The sequence below is a fragment of the Ruegeria sp. CJ6 genome (assembly GCF_056536665.1).
Genome location: NZ_JBQFQB010000003.1, coordinates 26,165 through 45,300, shown reverse-complemented (window position 1 = coordinate 45,300; position 19,136 = coordinate 26,165). Strand labels below are relative to the sequence as shown.

General features: G+C 60.0%; 18 protein-coding genes and 1 riboswitch. Of the genes, 1 reads left to right on the top strand and 17 read right to left on the bottom strand.

Annotated features, from left to right (window positions below):
- Window positions 1–20: 20 nt before the first annotated feature.
- The 10 genes from ACR0BT_RS09875 to cbiE all read right to left on the bottom strand — a co-directional run bounded on the left by ACR0BT_RS09875 (window position 21) and on the right by cbiE (window position 10,108).
- The gene (locus tag ACR0BT_RS09875; protein ID WP_480763055.1) at window positions 21–1,391 is read right to left on the bottom strand and encodes a tetratricopeptide repeat protein; all 1,371 of its coding nucleotides are present in this window, start codon (window positions 1,389–1,391) and stop codon (window positions 21–23) included.
- A gap of 180 nt (window positions 1,392–1,571) precedes the next feature.
- Window positions 1,572–2,756 (bottom strand): CaiB/BaiF CoA transferase family protein, encoded by a 1,185-nt coding sequence (locus ACR0BT_RS09870; RefSeq protein ID WP_480763054.1) that lies wholly within the window; start codon window positions 2,754–2,756, stop codon window positions 1,572–1,574.
- Window positions 2,743–4,362 (bottom strand): thiamine pyrophosphate-binding protein, encoded by a 1,620-nt coding sequence (locus ACR0BT_RS09865; RefSeq protein WP_480763053.1) that lies wholly within the window; start codon window positions 4,360–4,362, stop codon window positions 2,743–2,745. Before ACR0BT_RS09865 ends, ACR0BT_RS09870 begins: the two co-directional genes overlap by 14 nt.
- Before the next feature lie 79 nt (window positions 4,363–4,441).
- On the bottom strand, window positions 4,442–4,906 hold the full coding sequence (locus ACR0BT_RS09860; protein WP_170401258.1) for a DUF302 domain-containing protein: 465 nt from the start codon (window positions 4,904–4,906) through the stop codon (window positions 4,442–4,444).
- A 76-nt stretch (window positions 4,907–4,982) separates the two neighbouring features.
- Window positions 4,983–5,726 (bottom strand): precorrin-6A synthase (deacetylating), encoded by a 744-nt coding sequence (gene cobF, locus ACR0BT_RS09855; protein WP_480763052.1) that lies wholly within the window; start codon window positions 5,724–5,726, stop codon window positions 4,983–4,985.
- Window positions 5,719–6,447 (bottom strand): uroporphyrinogen-III C-methyltransferase, encoded by a 729-nt coding sequence (cobA, locus tag ACR0BT_RS09850; RefSeq protein WP_480763051.1) that lies wholly within the window; start codon window positions 6,445–6,447, stop codon window positions 5,719–5,721. The genes cobF and cobA overlap by 8 nt, the downstream gene beginning before the upstream one ends.
- Window positions 6,444–7,766 (bottom strand): cobyrinic acid a,c-diamide synthase CobB, encoded by a 1,323-nt coding sequence (locus ACR0BT_RS09845; protein WP_480763238.1) that lies wholly within the window; start codon window positions 7,764–7,766, stop codon window positions 6,444–6,446. Before ACR0BT_RS09845 ends, cobA begins: the two co-directional genes overlap by 4 nt.
- Entirely contained in the window at window positions 7,753–8,547 is a 795-nt protein-coding gene (gene cobM / locus ACR0BT_RS09840) for a precorrin-4 C(11)-methyltransferase (RefSeq protein ID WP_170563614.1), read from the bottom strand. Before cobM ends, ACR0BT_RS09845 begins: the two co-directional genes overlap by 14 nt.
- Complete coding sequence (locus ACR0BT_RS09835; protein WP_170563610.1) at window positions 8,544–8,912, bottom strand: cobalamin biosynthesis protein; 369 nt, start codon at window positions 8,910–8,912, stop codon at window positions 8,544–8,546. The genes cobM and ACR0BT_RS09835 overlap by 4 nt, the downstream gene beginning before the upstream one ends.
- On the bottom strand, window positions 8,909–10,108 hold the full coding sequence (gene cbiE / locus ACR0BT_RS09830) for a precorrin-6y C5,15-methyltransferase (decarboxylating) subunit CbiE (RefSeq protein WP_480706634.1): 1,200 nt from the start codon (window positions 10,106–10,108) through the stop codon (window positions 8,909–8,911). Before cbiE ends, ACR0BT_RS09835 begins: the two co-directional genes overlap by 4 nt.
- Between cbiE and ACR0BT_RS09825 the strand changes: the two genes are divergently transcribed.
- Window positions 10,107–10,838 (top strand): cobalt-precorrin-6A reductase, encoded by a 732-nt coding sequence (locus ACR0BT_RS09825; RefSeq protein WP_170401244.1) that lies wholly within the window; start codon window positions 10,107–10,109, stop codon window positions 10,836–10,838. The genes cbiE and ACR0BT_RS09825 overlap by 2 nt on opposite strands.
- Here the strand turns inward: ACR0BT_RS09825 and cobJ are convergent.
- Genes cobJ through ACR0BT_RS09790 form a run of 7 tightly spaced genes read right to left on the bottom strand, consistent with a single transcriptional unit; the run spans window position 10,835 to window position 18,799 of the window.
- Window positions 10,835–11,593 (bottom strand): precorrin-3B C(17)-methyltransferase, encoded by a 759-nt coding sequence (cobJ, locus tag ACR0BT_RS09820; protein ID WP_223116738.1) that lies wholly within the window; start codon window positions 11,591–11,593, stop codon window positions 10,835–10,837. The two genes, ACR0BT_RS09825 and cobJ, sit on opposite strands and share 4 nt — an antisense overlap.
- Entirely contained in the window at window positions 11,590–12,318 is a 729-nt protein-coding gene (locus ACR0BT_RS09815; RefSeq protein WP_170420941.1) for a precorrin-2 C(20)-methyltransferase, read from the bottom strand. Before ACR0BT_RS09815 ends, cobJ begins: the two co-directional genes overlap by 4 nt.
- Window positions 12,315–12,944, bottom strand: a complete 630-nt coding sequence (locus ACR0BT_RS09810; RefSeq protein WP_480562337.1) for a precorrin-8X methylmutase — start codon at window positions 12,942–12,944, stop codon at window positions 12,315–12,317. The genes ACR0BT_RS09815 and ACR0BT_RS09810 overlap by 4 nt, the downstream gene beginning before the upstream one ends.
- Window positions 12,944–14,071, bottom strand: coding sequence for a precorrin-3B synthase (gene cobG, locus ACR0BT_RS09805; RefSeq protein WP_480763050.1), 1,128 nt, complete (start codon window positions 14,069–14,071; stop codon window positions 12,944–12,946). The genes ACR0BT_RS09810 and cobG overlap by 1 nt, the downstream gene beginning before the upstream one ends.
- Entirely contained in the window at window positions 14,068–17,361 is a 3,294-nt protein-coding gene (cobN, locus tag ACR0BT_RS09800) for a cobaltochelatase subunit CobN (protein ID WP_480763049.1), read from the bottom strand. Before cobN ends, cobG begins: the two co-directional genes overlap by 4 nt.
- Window positions 17,362–17,366: 5 nt before the next feature.
- The gene (cobW, locus tag ACR0BT_RS09795) at window positions 17,367–18,422 is read right to left on the bottom strand and encodes a cobalamin biosynthesis protein CobW (protein WP_170391839.1); all 1,056 of its coding nucleotides are present in this window, start codon (window positions 18,420–18,422) and stop codon (window positions 17,367–17,369) included.
- A complete protein-coding gene (locus ACR0BT_RS09790) occupies window positions 18,419–18,799 on the bottom strand; it encodes a DUF1636 family protein (protein WP_170391837.1) in 381 nt (126 codons plus the stop codon). Before ACR0BT_RS09790 ends, cobW begins: the two co-directional genes overlap by 4 nt.
- Before the next feature lie 85 nt (window positions 18,800–18,884).
- Window positions 18,885–19,091, bottom strand: a riboswitch (cobalamin riboswitch).
- Window positions 19,092–19,136: the final 45 nt, after the last annotated feature.

Sequence of the window (19,136 nt, the reverse complement as noted above, 5' to 3'; positions counted from 1 at the left end):
TTCTTGGTCTTTTATTGTTGTTATTCGGCGGGGACGCTTTGTGCGTCGCCGCTGTCGCGTGCGGCCTCGATCAATTCTCGGCGGGCGAGGGCGTAATTGTCCTCTCCCCCGGCACGTTTGGCGCGGCGGTCGTCCAGGATGCGCTCGACAGCATCCAGACGGCCAGCGCGCAGGCCGGAATCAATGGTGATGCGCTCGAATACATCACGTTGGGCGTGGCTGCCACCCGCCAGTTGCATCCCACCCCGGGCATTTGAAAGAAAATCAAAGGCTTGGCCGTAAAGGCCTTCTCCAAAGGCCTCAAGCCCCTTGGCGGCGGCAATGCCCGGGTCGGACATGCGGATCGGCGTGTCACCCTGATTGCGCTGGGCGTCATTTTGAATACGCTGCAGCATATTTGCTGTAGCCTCCGAACGATTGTCCCCGGTCAATGCCAGCAAGTAGTGAAGATCGGCGAAGATCAAGCATCCGTCTTCGGTTCGGGCTGCGCTGAGATCGGCCAGTTCTTCCCAGCGGTTGCCAACATCAACGCCCTCAAGCTCTAGCCGGGACAGCAGCGAGGTTGCATTCGAGATATCGCGATAGTCGTCGGTTTTGTCCTGGCGGATGTGATGATCGTAAAGCGCCATAACTTGATCGACTTGCCCCAAATCCAGATGCATCAGCGCCTTGTGCCACCAGACATGATAGCGGAAATTGTTGCAATGCGCCCAAGCGTCCTCACGTCCCGCGAGCCAGTCCAGTCCCAGCTGCGCGTTTCCCGTCATCTCGTGCACGTGCGCTACAGCGTGCAATCCCCAGGCGTCGTCCGAAACCATCCATAGGGCCTGACGACCGGCGATTTCGGCTTTCTCGTAGGCGCCGGTTTCCTCCAGCGCGAACGAGTGGCATCCCAGCAAGTATCCACGTCCGGCGTGGTCGGGTTCATACGCTGGCATCACCCGTTCGATCGACCGACGCATCCCCGCCGCATCGCCCAGAACGAAACGCGTCGCATGGCTGAGCTTCATGGCCAGAGTATCAGTTGGGTGCGCTCGCAGAATCTCTTCAAATTTCTGAACGGCCTGTGATGGAAGGTCGGCCATATACAAACCAAGCGCCTCGACATATAGCCTTTCCCGGGCTGAAACTGGCTGACGCTCCATCGCTGCATTCGCGGCACTCTGCGCTTCGGCAGCGACCGCGATCATCTCGCGCCGGCCCAGCAGAACCATGAACAACCCTTTGACCGCATGGCCCAGCGCAAAGTCCGGCTCAAGCTCCAGCACCTTGCCCAGATGTTGCGGTGTTACAGCGGCATGCGCCATGAACCCAAGGAGAACACCATCCCATGCCTCGACGCTTGCGGGCTGGTTCAGGGTGTTCATCTGTCCAAAGACGTCTTGTTTCATACTCGGGTCCAATCTGATTGCGACGTTCTACACTGTTCGATGTAACAGAGTGTGCAGCCGGGTCGTAACAGTATCGACCCTGCTCTCGAATTGGTGAAATCCCGTGTGTGAGAAACGCGAAAAAAACCGCCGATTCAAGGGCATGTTTCAGCAACTTGCCGCCTAAACGGGCAGAGTGTTTCAATCTTCGAAGGGGTTTTCCGCGTTCAGAACAGCCTGTGTGTCAGCCCCACAGACTGGTGGTGCGCTGCGATATGTTACAGGCGTGCGTGACAGGTTCAGGGGATTCCCGATCAGTTGCACCTCGCCAGGCTCAGCTTGCATCGAGATCTGCATCTGGCGGGCTGCGACCTGATCCGAGGCAAAAACCTGATCGAGCGTCCGCACCGGGCCAACAGGGACTTTCAGCTCTTCAAGCCCCGCGATGACGCTGCCTGTATCCAGCGCCTGAACTGCCGGGCGCAGGATCGCATTCAGCGCATCCCTATTTTCAAGACGGGCCGGGTTGGTGGCAAATCGGGGATCGTCGGCAAGCTCTGGCTTTTCGATGAAGCTGCAAAATCTTTTGAACTGACTGTCATTTCCAACGGCCAGAATCACGTGCCCATCCGCCGTCTGATAGACCTCGTAAGGCACAATATTGGGATGCCCGTTGCCGCGCCGTTGAGGCACTTCGCCCGAGGTCAGATAATTCACGCCTTCATTGATCAGCCAAGCGATCTGTGCATCCACCAGCGCCAGATCGATCTGCTGACCCTCGCCAGTCATGTCGCGATGACGCAGCGCAGCCAGAATACCAACGCAGGCATACATACCACACATCACGTCAGCAATTCCGACGCCTACTTTCATCGGCGCGCCGTCGGCGTCTCCGGTCAGAGACATGATCCCGCCATATCCTTGCGCCATTAGATCATATCCGGGCTTCGATGAGTTTGGGCCTGTCTGCCCGTAGCCTGAGATTGAACAATAGACGAGGTCGGGAAACTCATTGGACAAGGTTGCGTAGTCGAGCCCGTATTTCGCCAGTCCACCGGGCTTGAAATTCTCGATCAGTATATCAGCGTGCGAGGCTAGGCGTCGGACTTCTGCCTGTCCTTCGGGTGTTGCGATATCCAAGGCGACCGATTTCTTGTTGCGGTTGGAGGACATGAAATATGCGCTCAGGTCTGAGCGGTTGCCATCCGCATCCTCGGCGTAAGGAGGGCCCCATTGCCGCGTATCATCACCACCGGTCGCCGGGTTTTCGACTTTGATGACGGTAGCGCCAAGGTCGCCCAACAACTGCGTACAAGTGGGTCCTGCCAGAATGCGAGACAGGTCCAGTACCTTGACGCCTTTCAGCGGTCCTTCAGATGCGGCCATCATATCCTCCACGGTCAATTTCCGCAGCAATGACAGTGAACTTGTCTGCTATCAACGCCTGATCCAATGCAGCCCGCAAATCGTCGCGGCTACGAACTGTGTGACCATAACCGCCGAATGCGCGGCCTAAAGCCGCAAAGTCATGGCGGTCAAAGTCCACTCCGCGATTGCCCATCTGGCGCTGGCGCTGTTTCAGTTCGATCAGCGCAAGGCTGGCATCGACAAAGACCAGAAAAATTGGGTTGCCACCCAATTCGGCGGCAGTCGACAGCTCTCCGGCAACCATCAGAAAGCCGGCATCGCCAGAAAAGCTGATCACGGGGCGATCCGGTTCGGCCAATTTCAGACCGATCGCCATCGGAACGGCACACCCCATGGTGCAGAGCGCCGAGGACTGGATCAACCCTCGTGCCTCCGAACACTCCCACATCTGACTGAGCAGAATGCGATGCGCGCCGCTGTCGGCCGTGGCGAGGGTCTCGGGTGGCAGAACGGCACGAGTTTCTGCGATGATCGCCGCCGGTCCCCAGTCTTCATCTATCGGAAAAGCATTCGCCAGCGCAGCCTTGACCTGTTCAGGCTCACCATTCGACCAAGTCTTGCCGGCAGGGTTGCCCTTGGCAATGGCCTCAAGCGTTGCGCCGGTGTCGGCGACCAGATTTAGCCCAGCCTGATGCATGTAATGATCGTTCACCACGGCTGATATGTCGATCACGCGCTTGGTTTCTGGGTTCCATATCTCGCGCCAGCCGGGGCGCATCTCGATAGGGTCATATCCCAAACACAGTACCAGATCAGCCTGTTCCACCAGCGGGACTAGGTGCTTATCGGCCAGCGGAGACAAACCCGCCCCGCCCAGGCAGAGTGGATGATCCTCGGGCACCACCCCCTTGGCCTTGTAGGTGGTGAGAAAGGGAATGTTGAAATGCTCTAGAAATGCTCGCACCACACAGCGCGAGTCGTCGTAAAGAACATCAAGACCGATGATCGCCAAAGGTCGCTCAGCCTCGGCCACCCAGCGGCGGGCCTTTTCCAGACATTCCGCGCCAGGCGCGACAGGAGCAACTTTTGCCAGTCGACGACGTTTAACCCCTGATACGCGCGTATCGGCCACCGAGATAGGCACATCGATGTGTACCGGGCCGGGGCGCGCTTGGTTGGCAAGCGATACCGCCTTGTCGGCGATGATATCGGCCCCGTCGGCCGTCAGCATGAAGCTGCCTTTGGTGATCGAGCGATAGACTTGCGCGTGATCCATCACCTGATGGGTGTAGGTCAACGCCTCATCCGCGTCGACACATCCGGTCAGCACGATCATCGGCACCCGATCCTGCAGGGCGTTGGCGACAACATTGATCCCGTTCATCGCTCCGGGTCCGAGTGTGGCCACGAGGATTGCAGGTGCACCATCGCGATGGTGGACCGCTTCGGCCATGAAACCTGCTGAGTTTTCGTGTTTTGCAAGGTGGAAAGCAATGCCCGCGCGTTCCAGCGCATCCACCAATGTCAGAACCTCGCCGCCGGGCATTCCGAACGCATGGCGGCATCCGGCCTCGAAAAGGCGTTGTGCCAACAAATCCGCAGCGCGGGGAGACAGGTCCTGCATTAATCAAGCTCCGACAAAGTTATCTGTCAGCAGATTGCGGAGGACGCGTCCGGACGCAAGCAGGTTCACGTCAGTGTGACTATTTGACGGCGTTTTCCGCTACGGCCTGAAACTTTGCGTCCAATTCTATGGCAATCTCGCGCAGAGCGTCTCCGCCCTCGTCTGCGTAAGGGGCAAAGACGAAGCTTGGTGTCTTGTAAGAAAGGGTTGCAGTGCCGTCCTCGTTCTCGGTTACGTAGAAGCGGATGGGCGCTTCGATCATCGCGTTGGTCGAGGTTTCAAGAACACGAACCGCGTAATCGTTGTTGAATGCGCCAATCACCCGGTTGCCCGGAATGGTGATACCGCGCGAGGCCGCCGCTTTGGTCGGCCCGGCCTGTGTCACAACGATCAGGCCGTTTTCCTTTACCGCGGCCTTTGTGTCATCCACGAGGGTCTCATAGCTTTTTCCGCTGGAGTAAACCGCCCATCCAGTAAGAGGTTCGATGCCGTCGGCCCAAGCAGGCATCGCCAGCAGGCAGATCGCAGCCCAAAGCGCCCTCATGTTCTTTCCCTTCCTGTTGACTGGGGAATTGATGACAGAAAAGCGCTGAAACGGGGCTCACAATCCTGTGCGCGCGTCAGGCCGCACGTTTCTTCAGCAGATAGATATCCATGATCCAGCCGTGATCAGAACGGGCCTGCGCGCGGGTATCCAGAATGTCTTGCGCCACATCCGCCAATGGGCCTTTGATCAGAATCTCTTCTTTCATGCCCACATATGCCCCCCACCAGATGTCATAATCGGTCATCTTCAGGCTCTGGAACGAGCATTCGCCATCCAGCATTACGGCCACTTTCGACGCCGTTTCAGGCCATCCATCATCGCGGATGCGACGGCCTGTGGTCACGACATAGGGCGCGCCCAGATCATTGATCGGGATCGCATGGGCTGCAGTCAACGCCTGTAACGCTGTGATTCCCGGCATAACCTGGACTCGCGGTTGCGGGTCCAGCCGCGCTGCAATTCTTAGCGAACTGTCATACAGCGACGGATCACCCCAGATCAGCAACGCCACCTTCTGCGCGTCCGGGTAGGCTGAAATCGCCTCGTGCCAGCGCAGGGCAATTGCGTCGTGCCATTCGTCGACGCCTTGGAGATAACCGTCATCTGCCCCGCGTTTGGGAACGTCGAAATAGGCGATCCGTGCAGGTTTGTCGGTGACCTGCGTGATGATGTCTTCGCGCAAACCGGCCAGATCGGCTTTGTTCTCTCCTTTTCGTGGAATCAGGATCAGGTCCGCTGATCTGATCGCCTTCGCCCCCTGAAAGGTCAGGTGGTTGGGATTACCCGTTCCGATTCCGATCAGGATCAGTTCAAACATCTTCGAACTCTGCCAGCGGGCCATACAGGATCAGGGCCGGGGCGGTTCCGACCTCGGATCGCAGCTTGTCGGACAGGTCTCCGATTGTGGAGCGATGCAAGGATTGCTCGGGAGTTGAAACAGATTCGGCCATCAATGCAGGCGTGTCCAAAGGCAAGCCATGCGCGCTCAGGGCTTCGACCAGCAAGGGAAAAGTGCGCTTGCCCATAAATACGACCGTTGTCGCGGTAGCGTCAGCCAGGGCAGGAAGGTTCAGATCGGTCGGCAATTTGCCACTTACGTCATGCCCGGTGACGAATTGAACACGACGTGCAGTCAGGCGTCGGGTCAGAGGAATACCAGCGGCAGCTGCCGCCGCGACGGCAGAGGGGATGCCGGGAATGATCTCATATTTGATGCCGGCTGCCTGCAACGCGACCAGTTCTTCTTCCAGTCGACCGAACAATCCTCCATCACCGGATTTCAGGCGTACCACCTGCTGACCGGTCTGCGCATACTCCACCAACAATCGGCTGACGTGATCCTGCTTGGGCGAAGGGCGACCGGCGCGTTTGCCAACACCAACCAGATCAGCATCGTCACGCACGTGGGTCAGGATCGGGCCGCTGCTGAGATCATCAAACAGCACTGCATCGGCTTTCTGCATCCGGTCTACGGCCTTGAGCGTTAGTAGCTCCGGATCACCCGGACCGGAGCCAATGAAAGAGACAAAACCGGTCATGCCGAGGCCTCTGCAATAAGATGGAAAAATGTGCCAGTGACATTGCCACGTCGCGATCCTGTCTGAGGGCCTTCGGCCCCCTCGGCATCGAAGACTCGCGCGAGAGGAGCGTCAGGTTGTTCGATGATCGAGGAATAGTGGAACTCATGTCCGCGCAAGGCTGTACCCTTGGCAAAGCCCGGCATCGACGCCAAAAGCTCAGCCCTGCGATAGCCAAGGTTGAATTTGCGCTTTTGGTATGAGGTTTGCAGACCCAACAACCCTGCCATCTGATGTGGGGCGCCTTCCTTGTCGACCAGAACTTCCCCCAATGCCATGTACCCCCCGCATTCACCATGCACGGGCCGCGTTTCCGCGTGTTTACGCAGCCCCGTCAAGAAGGTATCTGCTGCCGCCAGTGTTCCTGCGTGCAGCTCGGGATAGCCCCCCGGTAGCCAGACCAGTTCAGCGTCTGCAGTTGGCGCTTCGTTTGCCAGTGGCGAAAAGGGCAGTATTTCTGCACCGGCGCTGCGCCACCCTTCCAGCAGATGCGGGTAAGTAAATGAAAACGCTGCATCACGGGCCAGTGCGATCCGCTGCGCCGGGGGTCGCGGCAACGCGGCTGACGATGGTCCAGCAGGGCCTGAGGAGGCCGCCCGTTTGATCGCATCCAGATCGACATTTTCACGCAGGAATGCGGCATATCCGGCGATTGCCGTTTCCAGATCCGGATGCTCAACCGCCTGGATCAGGCCTAGATGTCTTTCGGGCAGAGTCAGATCACCTCGGCGCGGAAGAACGCCCAGAACCGGCAATCCAGCCCTTTCCATGCCCAGCCGCGTCAGCCGCTCATGTCTTGGGCTGGCACAGCGGTTCAGGATCACCCCGGCAAAAGGTAGATCGGGGTTATATATCCGAAAGCCAAGCGCGGTCGCCGCCGCCGATTGCGCCTGTCCTCCGACATCCAGGACCAGAACGACCGGCCATCCCATGCGTAGCGCCGTTTCAGCGCTCGACCCATGCCCCAGCTCTCCGGGTTTGGCGACGCCATCAAACAAACCCATTGAGCCTTCGGCCACCACAATATCCGCGCCCGTCGCCTGCTCAGAGATCGCGCTTAGCAGCGGCTCCCCCATCGCCCAGCTATCCAGATTGAACGAGGCACGGCCTGCCGCAGCCCGGTGAAAAGCCGGGTCGATGTAGTCCGGCCCGCTTTTGAACGGCTGCACGGTCAATCCGTCCTCGGCCAAAGCCCGGAGCAATCCCAGCATGACAGTGGTCTTGCCTGTACCCGATGACGGAGCGGAAATCAGTATTCCGGGGGGGTTAGTCATCACCATGGCTCCAGCTCGACCACGGACTGTCGGCGCTTTGAGGGCGATAGCGGCGGTCATATGTCTTGGAATACAGACAGCTTTCGTCAAACCCTTCACCTGCAAGCGCCGGACCAACCATGATCAGTGCGGTGCGCGAGATGCTGTTGTCCAGCGCCTCCTTCAACGTGGCAAGCGTTGCGCGGATGATCTTCTCATCTGGCCAACTAGCGCGGTAGACCACGGCGACCGGGCAGTCTGCCCCATAGGCAGGTGTCAGGTCGGCGATGACGTTATCCAGATTTCCGATCGAAAGGTGGATAGCCAAAGTCGCACCTGATTTAGCGAAGTTTTTCAGTGTCTCGCCTTCCGGCATCGAAGACGCACGCCCGGGCGTGCGGGTCAAGACCACTGATTGCGCCAGACCGGGCAGTGTCAGCTCGGTCCCGAGCGCTGCAGCCGCAGCCGCAAACGAGGGTACACCGGGCGTGACGCTGACCGGGACACCCATCTCTTTCAGACGTCTGATTTGCTCACCCATCGCCGACCAGACCGAGAGGTCCCCGGAATGCAGCCGCGCCACGTCCTGTCCAGCTTTATGCGCTGCTTCGATTTCGGCCATGATCTGATCCAGATCCATGGGTGCGGTGTTTACGATCTTCGCGCCTTTGGGGCAGTGGCCCAGAATCTCCTCGGGTACCAATGAACCCGCATAGAGGCACACCGGGCAGGAGGCGATGATATCGCGCCCGCGCAGGGTCAGCAGGTCGGCGGCGCCCGGTCCGGCGCCGATGAAATGAACGGTCATGTCTGTCCTCCGATGGCGACGGCGCAGGTTGCAAGCCGGTCGTGCGAGATTTGTCTGGGTGAAATCAGCCGCGCGCCATGTCCGGCGGCAGCAAGAGCGGATGCTTCGGCCACGCTGCCGGTGCCATATGTGGCGCGACTGCGGGTTGAGCAAGTAAGTGTGCGTTGTTCGGCAAGATCATTTGCCGGAATGAAATGTATCGGCAGCTCAGTTGCTTCTGCAAGCGCGGCAAGTGCGGCGTGTCCGTCCTTGTCCGCAACGGTCGCAAGGGCCTCGACAGTTTTTCCTGTCGAGGCAAGCTCGAAAGCGGCACGAAGACTGGCCAGCGTAGCAGAGGATGAGAAACCTAACCCCGCGACGATCATAACGTGAGGCTCCACTGCACCACTGGGTAGGCAGATTTCCAGCCTCGCCGTGGTCCAAGCGCAGCTGCCTGCGCAAGTTCGATACGCAGCAGGTCTCCGCCCAGCTTGTCGTGCCATTCAGCTAGCAGCGCTTCGCTTTCGAGTGTCACCGCATTGGCGATCAGCCGCGTGCCGGCCTGAAGATTAGCGTGTAGCCAGTTCAGCAGATCCGCACTCAGACCGCCACCGATGAACACCACATCGGGTCGGTCAAGATCAGCCAACGACTCTGGTGCAGAACCGTGCACAACGCACAACCGATCCTGCCCTAACGTATTGGCATTGCGGCGAATGCGTTCGGCCCGATCAGCACGCGGCTCGATAGTCGTTGCAGTTAGCGTCGGATCGCACATCAGCCACTCGATGCTGATCGAACCGGTGCCACCACCGATATCCCACAGATGCTCACCCCGATGAGGGGCAAGCGCCGACAGGGTTAGCGCGCGAATGGGGCGCTTGGTGATCTGGCCGTCGGTTTCAAAGATGTCATCGGGCTTTCCCGAGGCTTTGGGAAAGGCACGCCCAGTACCCGCGACATCAAGACCGACACAAACCGGATGTTCGAAGGTTCCAAGCAACGCCTCGGTCAGCGACACGCTGCGCGCGCGTTCACGGGGGCCACCGAGCGCTTCCATGACGTGCAGAGTGCAATCGGCAAAATCGGTTTCGCCCAGATAGGTCGCAAGCTCGGCTACGGCTTTGCCGTCGCGCAGCAAGAGAATCGCGCGCAGGCCGGGTGCCAAGTGAGGGCGAAGGCGCGTCAGAGGCGCGGCATGTAGCCCGAAGGTCAACGTGTTTTCAAGCGGCCAACCAAGCCGCGCAGCAGCAAGCGAAAAGGTCGACTGGCCGGGTAGGGCAATCCATTCGTTCGTTTCGAAATTACGCGCGATAACGGACCCAGCCCCGAACCAGAACGGATCACCCGAGGCCAGCACAACGGTTTGCCGACCGCGCAATGCGGTCAGAATTGGCAGGCCATCGGCAAATGGGACCGGCCATTCAATCCGTTCCGCCGCGCTGTCTGGGATCAACGACAGGTGGCGTGTCGGACCCATGACAATCTCAGCGCGGTCCAGCACTTGACGGCTTGCAGGGGACAGGCCATCCAGTCCATCTTCGCCCAAACCCAGAACGGTCAACCACGGAGTTTCAGACATGCCCAACCTCCTGATTCTTGGTGGCACGACCGAGGCGAATGCTCTGGCAAAATCGGTTGCCGATCAAGGCATTCCCGCTACATATTCCTACGCTGGACGTGTCGATAACCCGCGCTCGCAACCCGTGCCGATGCGCGTGGGCGGGTTTGGTGGTGCAGCGGGACTGGCGCGGTACATTCACGAGCACGGCGTCAGCCATGTTGTCGATGCGACTCATCCCTTTGCGGCACAGATGAGCCGAAATGCGGTGGATGCCTGTGCGAGGGCTGCAACGCCCTTGGCCGCTCTGACCCGGCCTGCCTGGGTCGCGCAAGACGGAGATAACTGGCAGCACGTACCGGATATTGAAGCTGCGGTTGAAGCTTTGGCTGGTCCAGCCCGCCGCGTCTTCCTGGCAGTTGGCCGCATGCATCTTCATGACTTCGCAGCCCAACCTCAGCATCACTATCTTTTGCGGCTTGTAGACGATCCGGACGCATTGCCGCTTCCGAAAAGCGATGTGATCGTTTCGCGGGGCCCGTTTTCTGTTGAAGAGGACCGGGCCTTGATGGAACGTCACCATACGCAATTGATTGTGTCCAAGAATGCGGGTGGCACCGGCGCGCGGGCCAAACTGGATGCCGCAAGGGCGCTGGGCTTGCCGGTTCTGATGATAGACCGTCCGACCCTGCCGAAGCGGACCGAGTTGGCAAATGTCACGCAGGTCTTGGACTGGCTGGCGCATACTTAATCCTTGGCCAGCGTGAATCTCGGGGTGTAGACGATCGGGGCGCTGTTGCGCTCGACTATGCGGGTCAGGGACGAGCCGACGATGACGACGGTCTGCATGTCCGCCATATCTGCCGTGGCTTCTTCCAGAGTTGAAATCCGCAAAGCCTCATTCTCGCGGGATACAGCGCGTGCAAACAGGATCAGGCGTTCCGGCTCACATTCTTCCCGCAGGATTTCCAGCGTTTTTTCAAACCCTTCCGGTCGAGACTTCGAGCGAGGGTTGTAGAACGCCATGGCGAAATCGCCCTGCGCGGCAAGTCGCAGGCGCTTTTCGATCAGTGGCCATGGCTTCAGGTTGTCGCTCAGGTTGATGGCGCAGAAATCATGCCCTAACGGTGCCCCGGCACGGGCCGAAGCCGCCAGCATCGCAGTGATCCCTGGCAACACTTCGATCTGTATGTCGCGCCAGTCATTCGGCCCGTTTTCAAGCGCTTCAAACACCGCTGCGGCCATCGCAAACACGCCGGGATCGCCAGATGAAACCACAACGACGCGTTTACCGTCGGCCGCCATTTGCAAAGCGTGCTGAGAGCGGTCGATCTCGACCCGGTTATCGCTGGCGTGCAGGGTCAACCCCTCACGCTCGGCCACCCGAGCAACATAAGGGATGTAGCCAACCACGTCTGTCGCTTCTGCAAGCGCGGCAGTGACTTCGGGAGTGACCAGTGCTTCGTTTCCAGGCCCAAGGCCAGCGATCTTGACCCAACCGCTCATGGTCGGCGTCCCTGTCCATGAACCAGAATGATTGAGAAATAGGGCGTGATCCCTTCGCAATTGTCAGACAGTTTGCAGACCCGTTGGTTCGGCATCTGAGCGTATTCGACGATCCACGCGCGATCATAAAGCCCGGCCTGTCTCAGCGCACGCTTTACCTTGTCGAAGTTCCGCCCGATCTTCATGACAACCAGCGCGTCGGTCTGGGTCATGCGTTCAGTCAGCGTATCCTCGGGCAAGGTTCCAACAAGAACCGTGAGGACATCGTCGCCCCAAGTTATCGGGTCACCGGTCGCGGTCCAAGCGCCGGACATCCCGGTTATGGCAGGTACGACTTCGACTTCAGATATGTCTCGTAGTCGATTGTAAAGGTGCATAAATGATCCATAGAAGAACGGATCGCCTTCGCACAGGACCACTACATCCTCACCATTTTCGGTAAGCGACTTCAGATGTGCGGCACAGTCTTCGTAAAACACCGAAAGGAGTTCATTATACCTTGGATCCGTCACCGGGATTTCGGTGGTTACCGGGTACTCCATTGGAAACTCGATGGCATCGCCGGGGATCATTCCATTGACGATCTTGCGGGCCTGACCTGTGCGGCCAGGTTTGCGAAAAAACGCCACATGGCGGGCATTGCGCAGCAGGCGGTCCGCACGGACACTCATCAGGTCCGGATCGCCGGGGCCGAGGCCCACGCCGTATATTTTACCCCCGCTCATTCCGTGCGGCTCGCGATAGCATTGATGGCAGCAACTGTGATCGCACTGCCTCCCAAACGGCCTTTGACGATACAGGATGGTACTGGCTGCGCTTCCCACAAGGCATCCTTGGACTCGACCGCTCCGACGAAGCCCACCGGGCAGCCGATAATGGCAGCGGGGCGTGGGCAGTCGGGATCTTCCAACATGTTCAGAAGGTGGAAAAGCGCGGTAGGGGCGTTACCGATCGCGACCAGTGCTCCTTCCAGATGCGGACGCCACAGCTCTAGCGCGGCGGCAGAGCGCGTGTTGCTCATTTCGGCAGCCAGAGGTCGAACACGCTCGTCATGCAGGGTGCAGATCACTTCGTTGTCAGCGGGCAGGCGAAAGCGGGTGACGCCTTCGCTGACCATGCGGGCATCACACAGGATCGGCGCGCCATTTTCCAGCGCGGAACGCGCTGCCGAGACAAAACCGTCCGAGAAATGGACGAACTCTTCCAGCCCGACCATCCCTGCGGCGTGGATCATCCGAACGGCGACCTGTTCTTCATCGGCATCGAACCGGGCCAGATCAGCCTCGAATCGGATGGTGGCAAAGCTCTGCTTGTAGATCGCCGCGCCGTCGGTTTCGTATTCATAGGGCATCAGGTGAAGTCCATGGTCATGAGTGTTTCTTCGGTCAGGCCGCGTTGGCAGGGCTCATCCCCCGCACGGCCTTGTTTGACAAGGTCAAATCGTCCGGAATTGCCAACCAAAGTGACATCGGCCGGACCCATTCGGGCGCATCCCTTGGCGCAGCCCGATACATGCAGGCTGCCTGCAACGCGCGCGGCCAGGGCGCGCGCCACACCGCGGGTTTCGACCTGCGCCTGCGGGCAGTATGGCGCGCCGGGGCAGGCGTCGGTTGTTCTCAGCGGGTCGGTGCCATCTGTGACAAAGTCAAGGGCGGGTATCGCCGCCCCGCCTTCCAACAGGAACAGCCGCCATGGTGTGACCCGCAGGGCAGTGGCGTTGCTGTTTTCGATCAGCAAATGGAGTTGCCGCGCCGGTAGCTGCCCAAAGGCAGCGCCATAGAGTGTCCCCCGCGCGCAGGCTCCCGGTTGAAGAGGCACGCCAATGGGGCCGGGCGCGCTGCCTTGCCACTCGTTGGGCAAACCATATGTGGCAACGGTCCGCGCCATGCGGCGGGTCTCGGTTGTGTGGGTTTGCGCAAACCACTTCGCCAACGCGATCACTTGGTCGATGGCTTGAGCTTCCGACACCACTCGTCCGGTTTCGGCCCCGTCCGCGCGCAGGATCAGGCTGCCCGAACCGAGTTCAAGCCGGATATCCGCCGAGTCATCGGCCAATAAACGCTCGGGACCTGTGTCGATGGCAAAGCCGAACTTGGCAGGTAAATCCGGGAGCTCGGCCAGACGCTGGATCAATTCCTGTGTCAGCCGGGTGGTCAGATCACCGGCTTCATAGAGCGGTGAGACCAGAATGTTGCGGCGAATTTCGATTCCGGGTTCGGCGTCCAGCAGATTCAGCGCGGAAAGCGCTGCCAACAGGGATTGGTGGTCGGTTTCCTTCACTCCACGCAGCTGAAGATTGGCGCGGTTGGTGAGGTCGATGGTACCATTGCCGAACCGTTCCGCCAATTCGCACAGTCCCAGCGCCTGTTGCGCATCCAGGCGCGCCAGCCGAGGGCGCACACGCACGACCAGCCCATCACCGGACATCATCGGGCGATGGGCACCGGGGCACCAGCCTTGCACGATGGGCGCACTCATCCCAACCCCTCCAGGTCGGCGCGGATCGAGTTCCGGCGGGTATGCCATAGCCCTGCCTCCAGCAGTGCACGGAACCGATCCTGCATGGCCTGATGTGCTCGCGGGTTTGCCTGTTGCAGGAAGGCGTCGACCTCTTCATTGCCCAGCGTGGCGTCGTGGTACAGATCGAACAGATGCGGTGTGACTGTGCCGGACAGATGCGCGAAAGATGCCATATGATCCAGCGTCGCCGCGATTTCAGCGGCACCCCGAAACCCGTGCCGCTGCATTCCGGCAATCCAGCCCGGGTTGGCGGCGCGGGCATGAACGACGCGGCTGATTTCCTCGGGCAGGGTGCGGGCGCGCGGGTTGTCCGGGTTGGTATTGTCCAGATGATAAAGCTGCGCAGTACCGCCGGTGATTTTCTTGGCGGCAGCAAATCCGGCCTCGTGCGTGGCATAATCATTGGCCAGCAGCAAGTCCGTCTCGGTCAGGTCCTGTAGGTGCACAAAGCTGTCGGCGTTGGCGACGCGTTGCGAGATACCGTCCTTATCCTGCGCGATGTGTTCACCTTCCAAAGCGAAGGAACTGGCATCAAGCCAAGCCTCACCCGCTTGCACGCGTGCCTCATCCGTATAGGTTTCGGACAGATGAGTCATGTTCAGACCATAGCTGCCGGGGGCTGGCCCATAGACCCGCGCCGCAGGCTCCTGACCGGCGTAAGGATTCCAGTCGGGTGCTTCATCTCGTTTGGTCAACGCGCGGACAGCCTGACCGTAAAGCGCTGAAAGCGTCGGGAACACGTCCCGGAACAGGCCAGAGACGCGCAGTGTTACGTCCAGACGCGGGCGGCTGAGATCGGTGATCGGCAACACTTCGATGCCCGAGACCCGCTCAGACCCTTTATCCCAAACCGGCTTCACCCCCAGCAGATGCAGCGCCATGGCGAATTCCTCGCCCGCTGTGCGCATAGTGGCCGAACCCCATAGATCGACGATCAAGCCCTTGGGGTAGTCGCCTTCTTCCTGCAGATGCCGCCGAACCAGCTCTTCGGCGAGCTTGACGCCTTGTGTGTAGGCCGCGCGCGTGGGAACCGAGCGTGGGTCGGTCGTATATAGATTCCGCCCGGTCGGCAAAACATCCGTACGCCCGCGATAGGGGGATCCGGACGGCCCGGCCTCGATCCGTTTGCCCGCTAAAGCGTCAATCAGGGCAGAGCGTTCAGCTTGGGCTGAGGGGGCAGCGTCGAAATTGCCCGTCTCATCGGGGACGCGCCCAAAGATATGCAGCCCATCACCGAACTGGCTTTCCTTGATGTCGCAGACAAATCGGTCAATGCGCGTGATCGCCTCGGCGGTACAGGTGGCCTGATCGAGGCCAAGATCGCTTTCTAGCCCGATGGCCTGCGCCTCGTCCCGGATATCTTCCTGCAGGCGATCACGGCGTTTGGGGTCTAGCCCGTCCGCGTTCGAGAACTCGTCCAACAGCGATTCCAGCCGTACCATGCGATCCGGTGTGCCGCTTTCCTTCATCGGGGGTGGGATATGGCCCAACGTAACCGCCCCGATCCGACGCTTGGCCTGCGCGGCCTCGCCGGGGTCGTTGACTATGAAGGGATAGATCACCGGCAAATCGCCGATTAACGCCTCGGGCCAACACTCGTTGCACAAGGCGACTGATTTTCCCGGCAACCATTCCAGCGTGCCATGCGCGCCGATATGGATCAGCGTATCCGCGACCAATCCTTTGCGCAGCCATAAGTAAAAGGCGACGTAGGCGTGGCGCGGTGTGCGCGACAGATCGTGATAGTCGTCATCGCGCAGTTCGGGTGTACCGCGCTCGGGCTGCAGCGCGATCAGCGCTTTTCCACGACGCAGTGCCGTGAAATGGAACGCGCCGTTTGTGAAAGCAGGGTCGTCTTCGGGAGTGCCCCAAACCTTATTGAGATCGGCGCGGAGTGTTTCCGGCAGCGCCGCCAGCGCCGCCTGATAATCCTCTAGCGGCCATGAAATCCGGGCATCAAGAAGAGTTTCAGCAATCGGCTCGGCAGGTGCGGTGTCATACCCTTCGCCTTGCAGATCGAGCAACATTGCCTCGGCCGAGGCCAGCGCATCCAGACCCACCGCATGGGCCATCTGCCAGTCTTTGCCGGGATAGGTCGATAGCACCAGCGCCGGAACCTGCTCCGCTTTGGGTTTGTCGTGAAGGTTCAGCCAGCCGGAGATGCGGTTGATGATGGCTTCGATCCGTTCCGGTTCAGCCCGATGAGCGAAACGGGAATATTCGAGATGCGGGTCGCGTTTGCCCGGCTCTTTGAAGGATACGATGCCCGCGTTGATCCGCCCGTCCACTTCCGGAAGGACCACATGCATGGCAAGATCAGCTGGTGAAAGGCCACGTTCCGCTTCGGCCCACGCTTTGCGGCGTGAGGTGGCCAGCGCCACCTGAAAGACCGGCACCTCTGCCACATCGAGAGGTGAGGTGCCTGATGCGCCCTTGCCTGAGAATGAGGTGGCGTTGACGATTGCCGAAGGCTTCAGCGCTACAATAGTCTCGCGCAGCCAATCGGCGGCATTTGGTGCTTTGAGCGACGGGGCAAACAGGCCGACGGCCTCAAAACCTCGCGCGCGCAAGCTGCGGATCAGCGCTGCGATTGGGGCTGTGTCCGCCGAGGTCAGATAAGCACGATAGAAGGTTACGATGATACGTTTCGCATCACCGGGCAGAGCGTTTTCTGCAGGGATCACGCCGTGATCTGGGCACCAGGCACCGCATTCGGGGATGGTCTTGGCGCCCATGACCGGACCTGCATACAACCCCGCAGCCAGTGCCATCTGCGCCAGAGCGGCCTGCGCCGCGACCTCACCGCCGGTGTCGCACAGATGCGCCAGCCGCCGCAGGGTCGAGACAGGCAGGGTAGAGTAATCATCCAGCCGCGTATCCTCGCGACCGTCTGCGGGCAGTACGGCCAGTGCAATCCCTTTGGCCTGCGCCAGCGCCAGAACCTGCTGCAAGCCGTACGCCCAATAGGGCACTCCACCGATCAGACGGATCAGGATGCCCTTTGCGCCCTCCAGTGTCTGCTCGACATATGTGTCGACTGAGAGGGGATGCTTCAGCGCCGTCAGATTGGCCAGCCGCATCGTTGGCATGCGTCCTTCAGGCCCACCTCCACGATGCCATCCCGCCGCGAAAGCGCCAAGGTCACTGTCGGAAAAGGACAGCACCACCAGGTCCGCCGGGCTCTGACCCAGATCGGTCGGGGTCTCGGTTTCTTCGAGCCCATGGCTTTCGCGGAAGACGACGTGCATAAGTCTTACTCGGCAGCCTCGGTTACACCCACGAGGATATCGCGGATCTCGGCCTCTTTGATATCGTCATGCTCGGCAATGACCACAAGGCGCGAGCGACGGTCTTCGCCGGGCTCCCACAGGCGGTCATATTGGTGACGCACGCGCGCACCGACGGCCTGAACCAGTAGGCGCATGGGCTTGCCCTGAACGGCGGCATAGCCTTTGACGCGCAGGATATTCAACTCGTTGGCCAATCGTTCAATCTTGGCGACCAGATCAATCGGATCGGTTTGCTCGGGCAGTTCAACGATGATGCTTTCGAAATCGTCATGCTCGTGATCGTGATGGCCGTCGTGATGGCTGGGACGCGCGTCCATGTCATCCTCGGCCGCGGCTTCTAGACCCAGCACGACGCGGACGTCCACGGCACCCTCGGCCACTTCGACCACGGGCATGGGGCGGGGCGCTTCGGCGGCGATGATCTCTTTCGCTTTCGCAACGCCTTCCGGGCCAGCCAGATCGGGCTTGGTCAGCAGAATGATGTCGGCGCAGGAAATCTGATCCTCGAACACCTCGGACAAGGGAGTTTCATGATCAATCGAGTCATCTGCCATGCGTTGCGCATCCACCGCCTCGACATTCGGAGCGAACCGACCAGCGGCCACGGCCTCGGCATCGGCCAGAGCAATCACGCCATCGACGGTGATTTTCGAGCGGATATCGGGCCAGTCGAACGCCTTCAGCAGCGGTTTTGGCAGGGCAAGACCGGAGGTTTCGATCAGGATGTGATCGGGGCGCGGCTCTAGTGCCATCAGGGCTTCAATGGTCGGGATGAAATCATCGGCCACGGTGCAGCAGATGCAACCATTGGCCAGTTCCATGATGTTTTCCGCCGGGCAATCAGGAATGGCGCAGGACTTCAGGATATCGCCATCGACGCCGACATCGCCGAATTCGTTGACGACCACCGCCAGACGCTTGCCCTGCGGGTTCTGCATCAGGTGTCGCACCAAAGTGGTTTTGCCCGAGCCCAAAAAGCCGGTGATCACAGTGACGGGGAGTTTCTCGAGATTGCTCATTTCAGGGCTCCAATCGGGGGAATGCGGGCCGCACAGTTTTTGCGGAAATGTTCGGGACGTTCGCGCCATTTGACCAAACCGTCCTCGGTGGCGAGGTATTTGGCTGCGCCTTCGACGATGGTTTCAACATGGTCGATCTCGTTCAGATGCTCATACACGAAAGTCCAGCGATCCGGTCCTCCGCGTAGCACGATCGAGCAGCCTTCATCGCAATTCGACAGGCATTCCACAGCTTTCAAGGTAATGCCTTCGGGCAGGCCCGCCTGTTCAAGCGCCTTGTGCAGCAACGTGCCGGGGCGCTGGGCGTCATCCTCGACAGGCAGCCCGCGACGGCAGGTAGTGCAAACCAGCAGTTCGACCGGTGCGGTCTCGGTCATGTCTCTCATCCCCCCAAATCCTCTTCGTGGGGGACGGGGTTTCATGCGGGCCGATCACAGCCCCACACCGGAACACCCCGTCCGGTTTCATCTTCGGGCGTTGGCAGGTCTCCCGGCTTGCGGATGTCAGAGGAGGCCTCTGTCGGATGTCCCGCCTTCCCGGCCATACTGCCAGTGGCTTTGGGCACCCTCTCCGGTCACGGTCGCGGGGGCGGCTGCGTTTGACGGCAAAAACCGCTGACGCATTCCCTTTTCATCTGCTCTCGCAGACACCAACGAAAGGGACATGCGGCAGGGCAGGGTTGCTTGTCAAGCGAGTCGCGCCGATCCGTGAAAA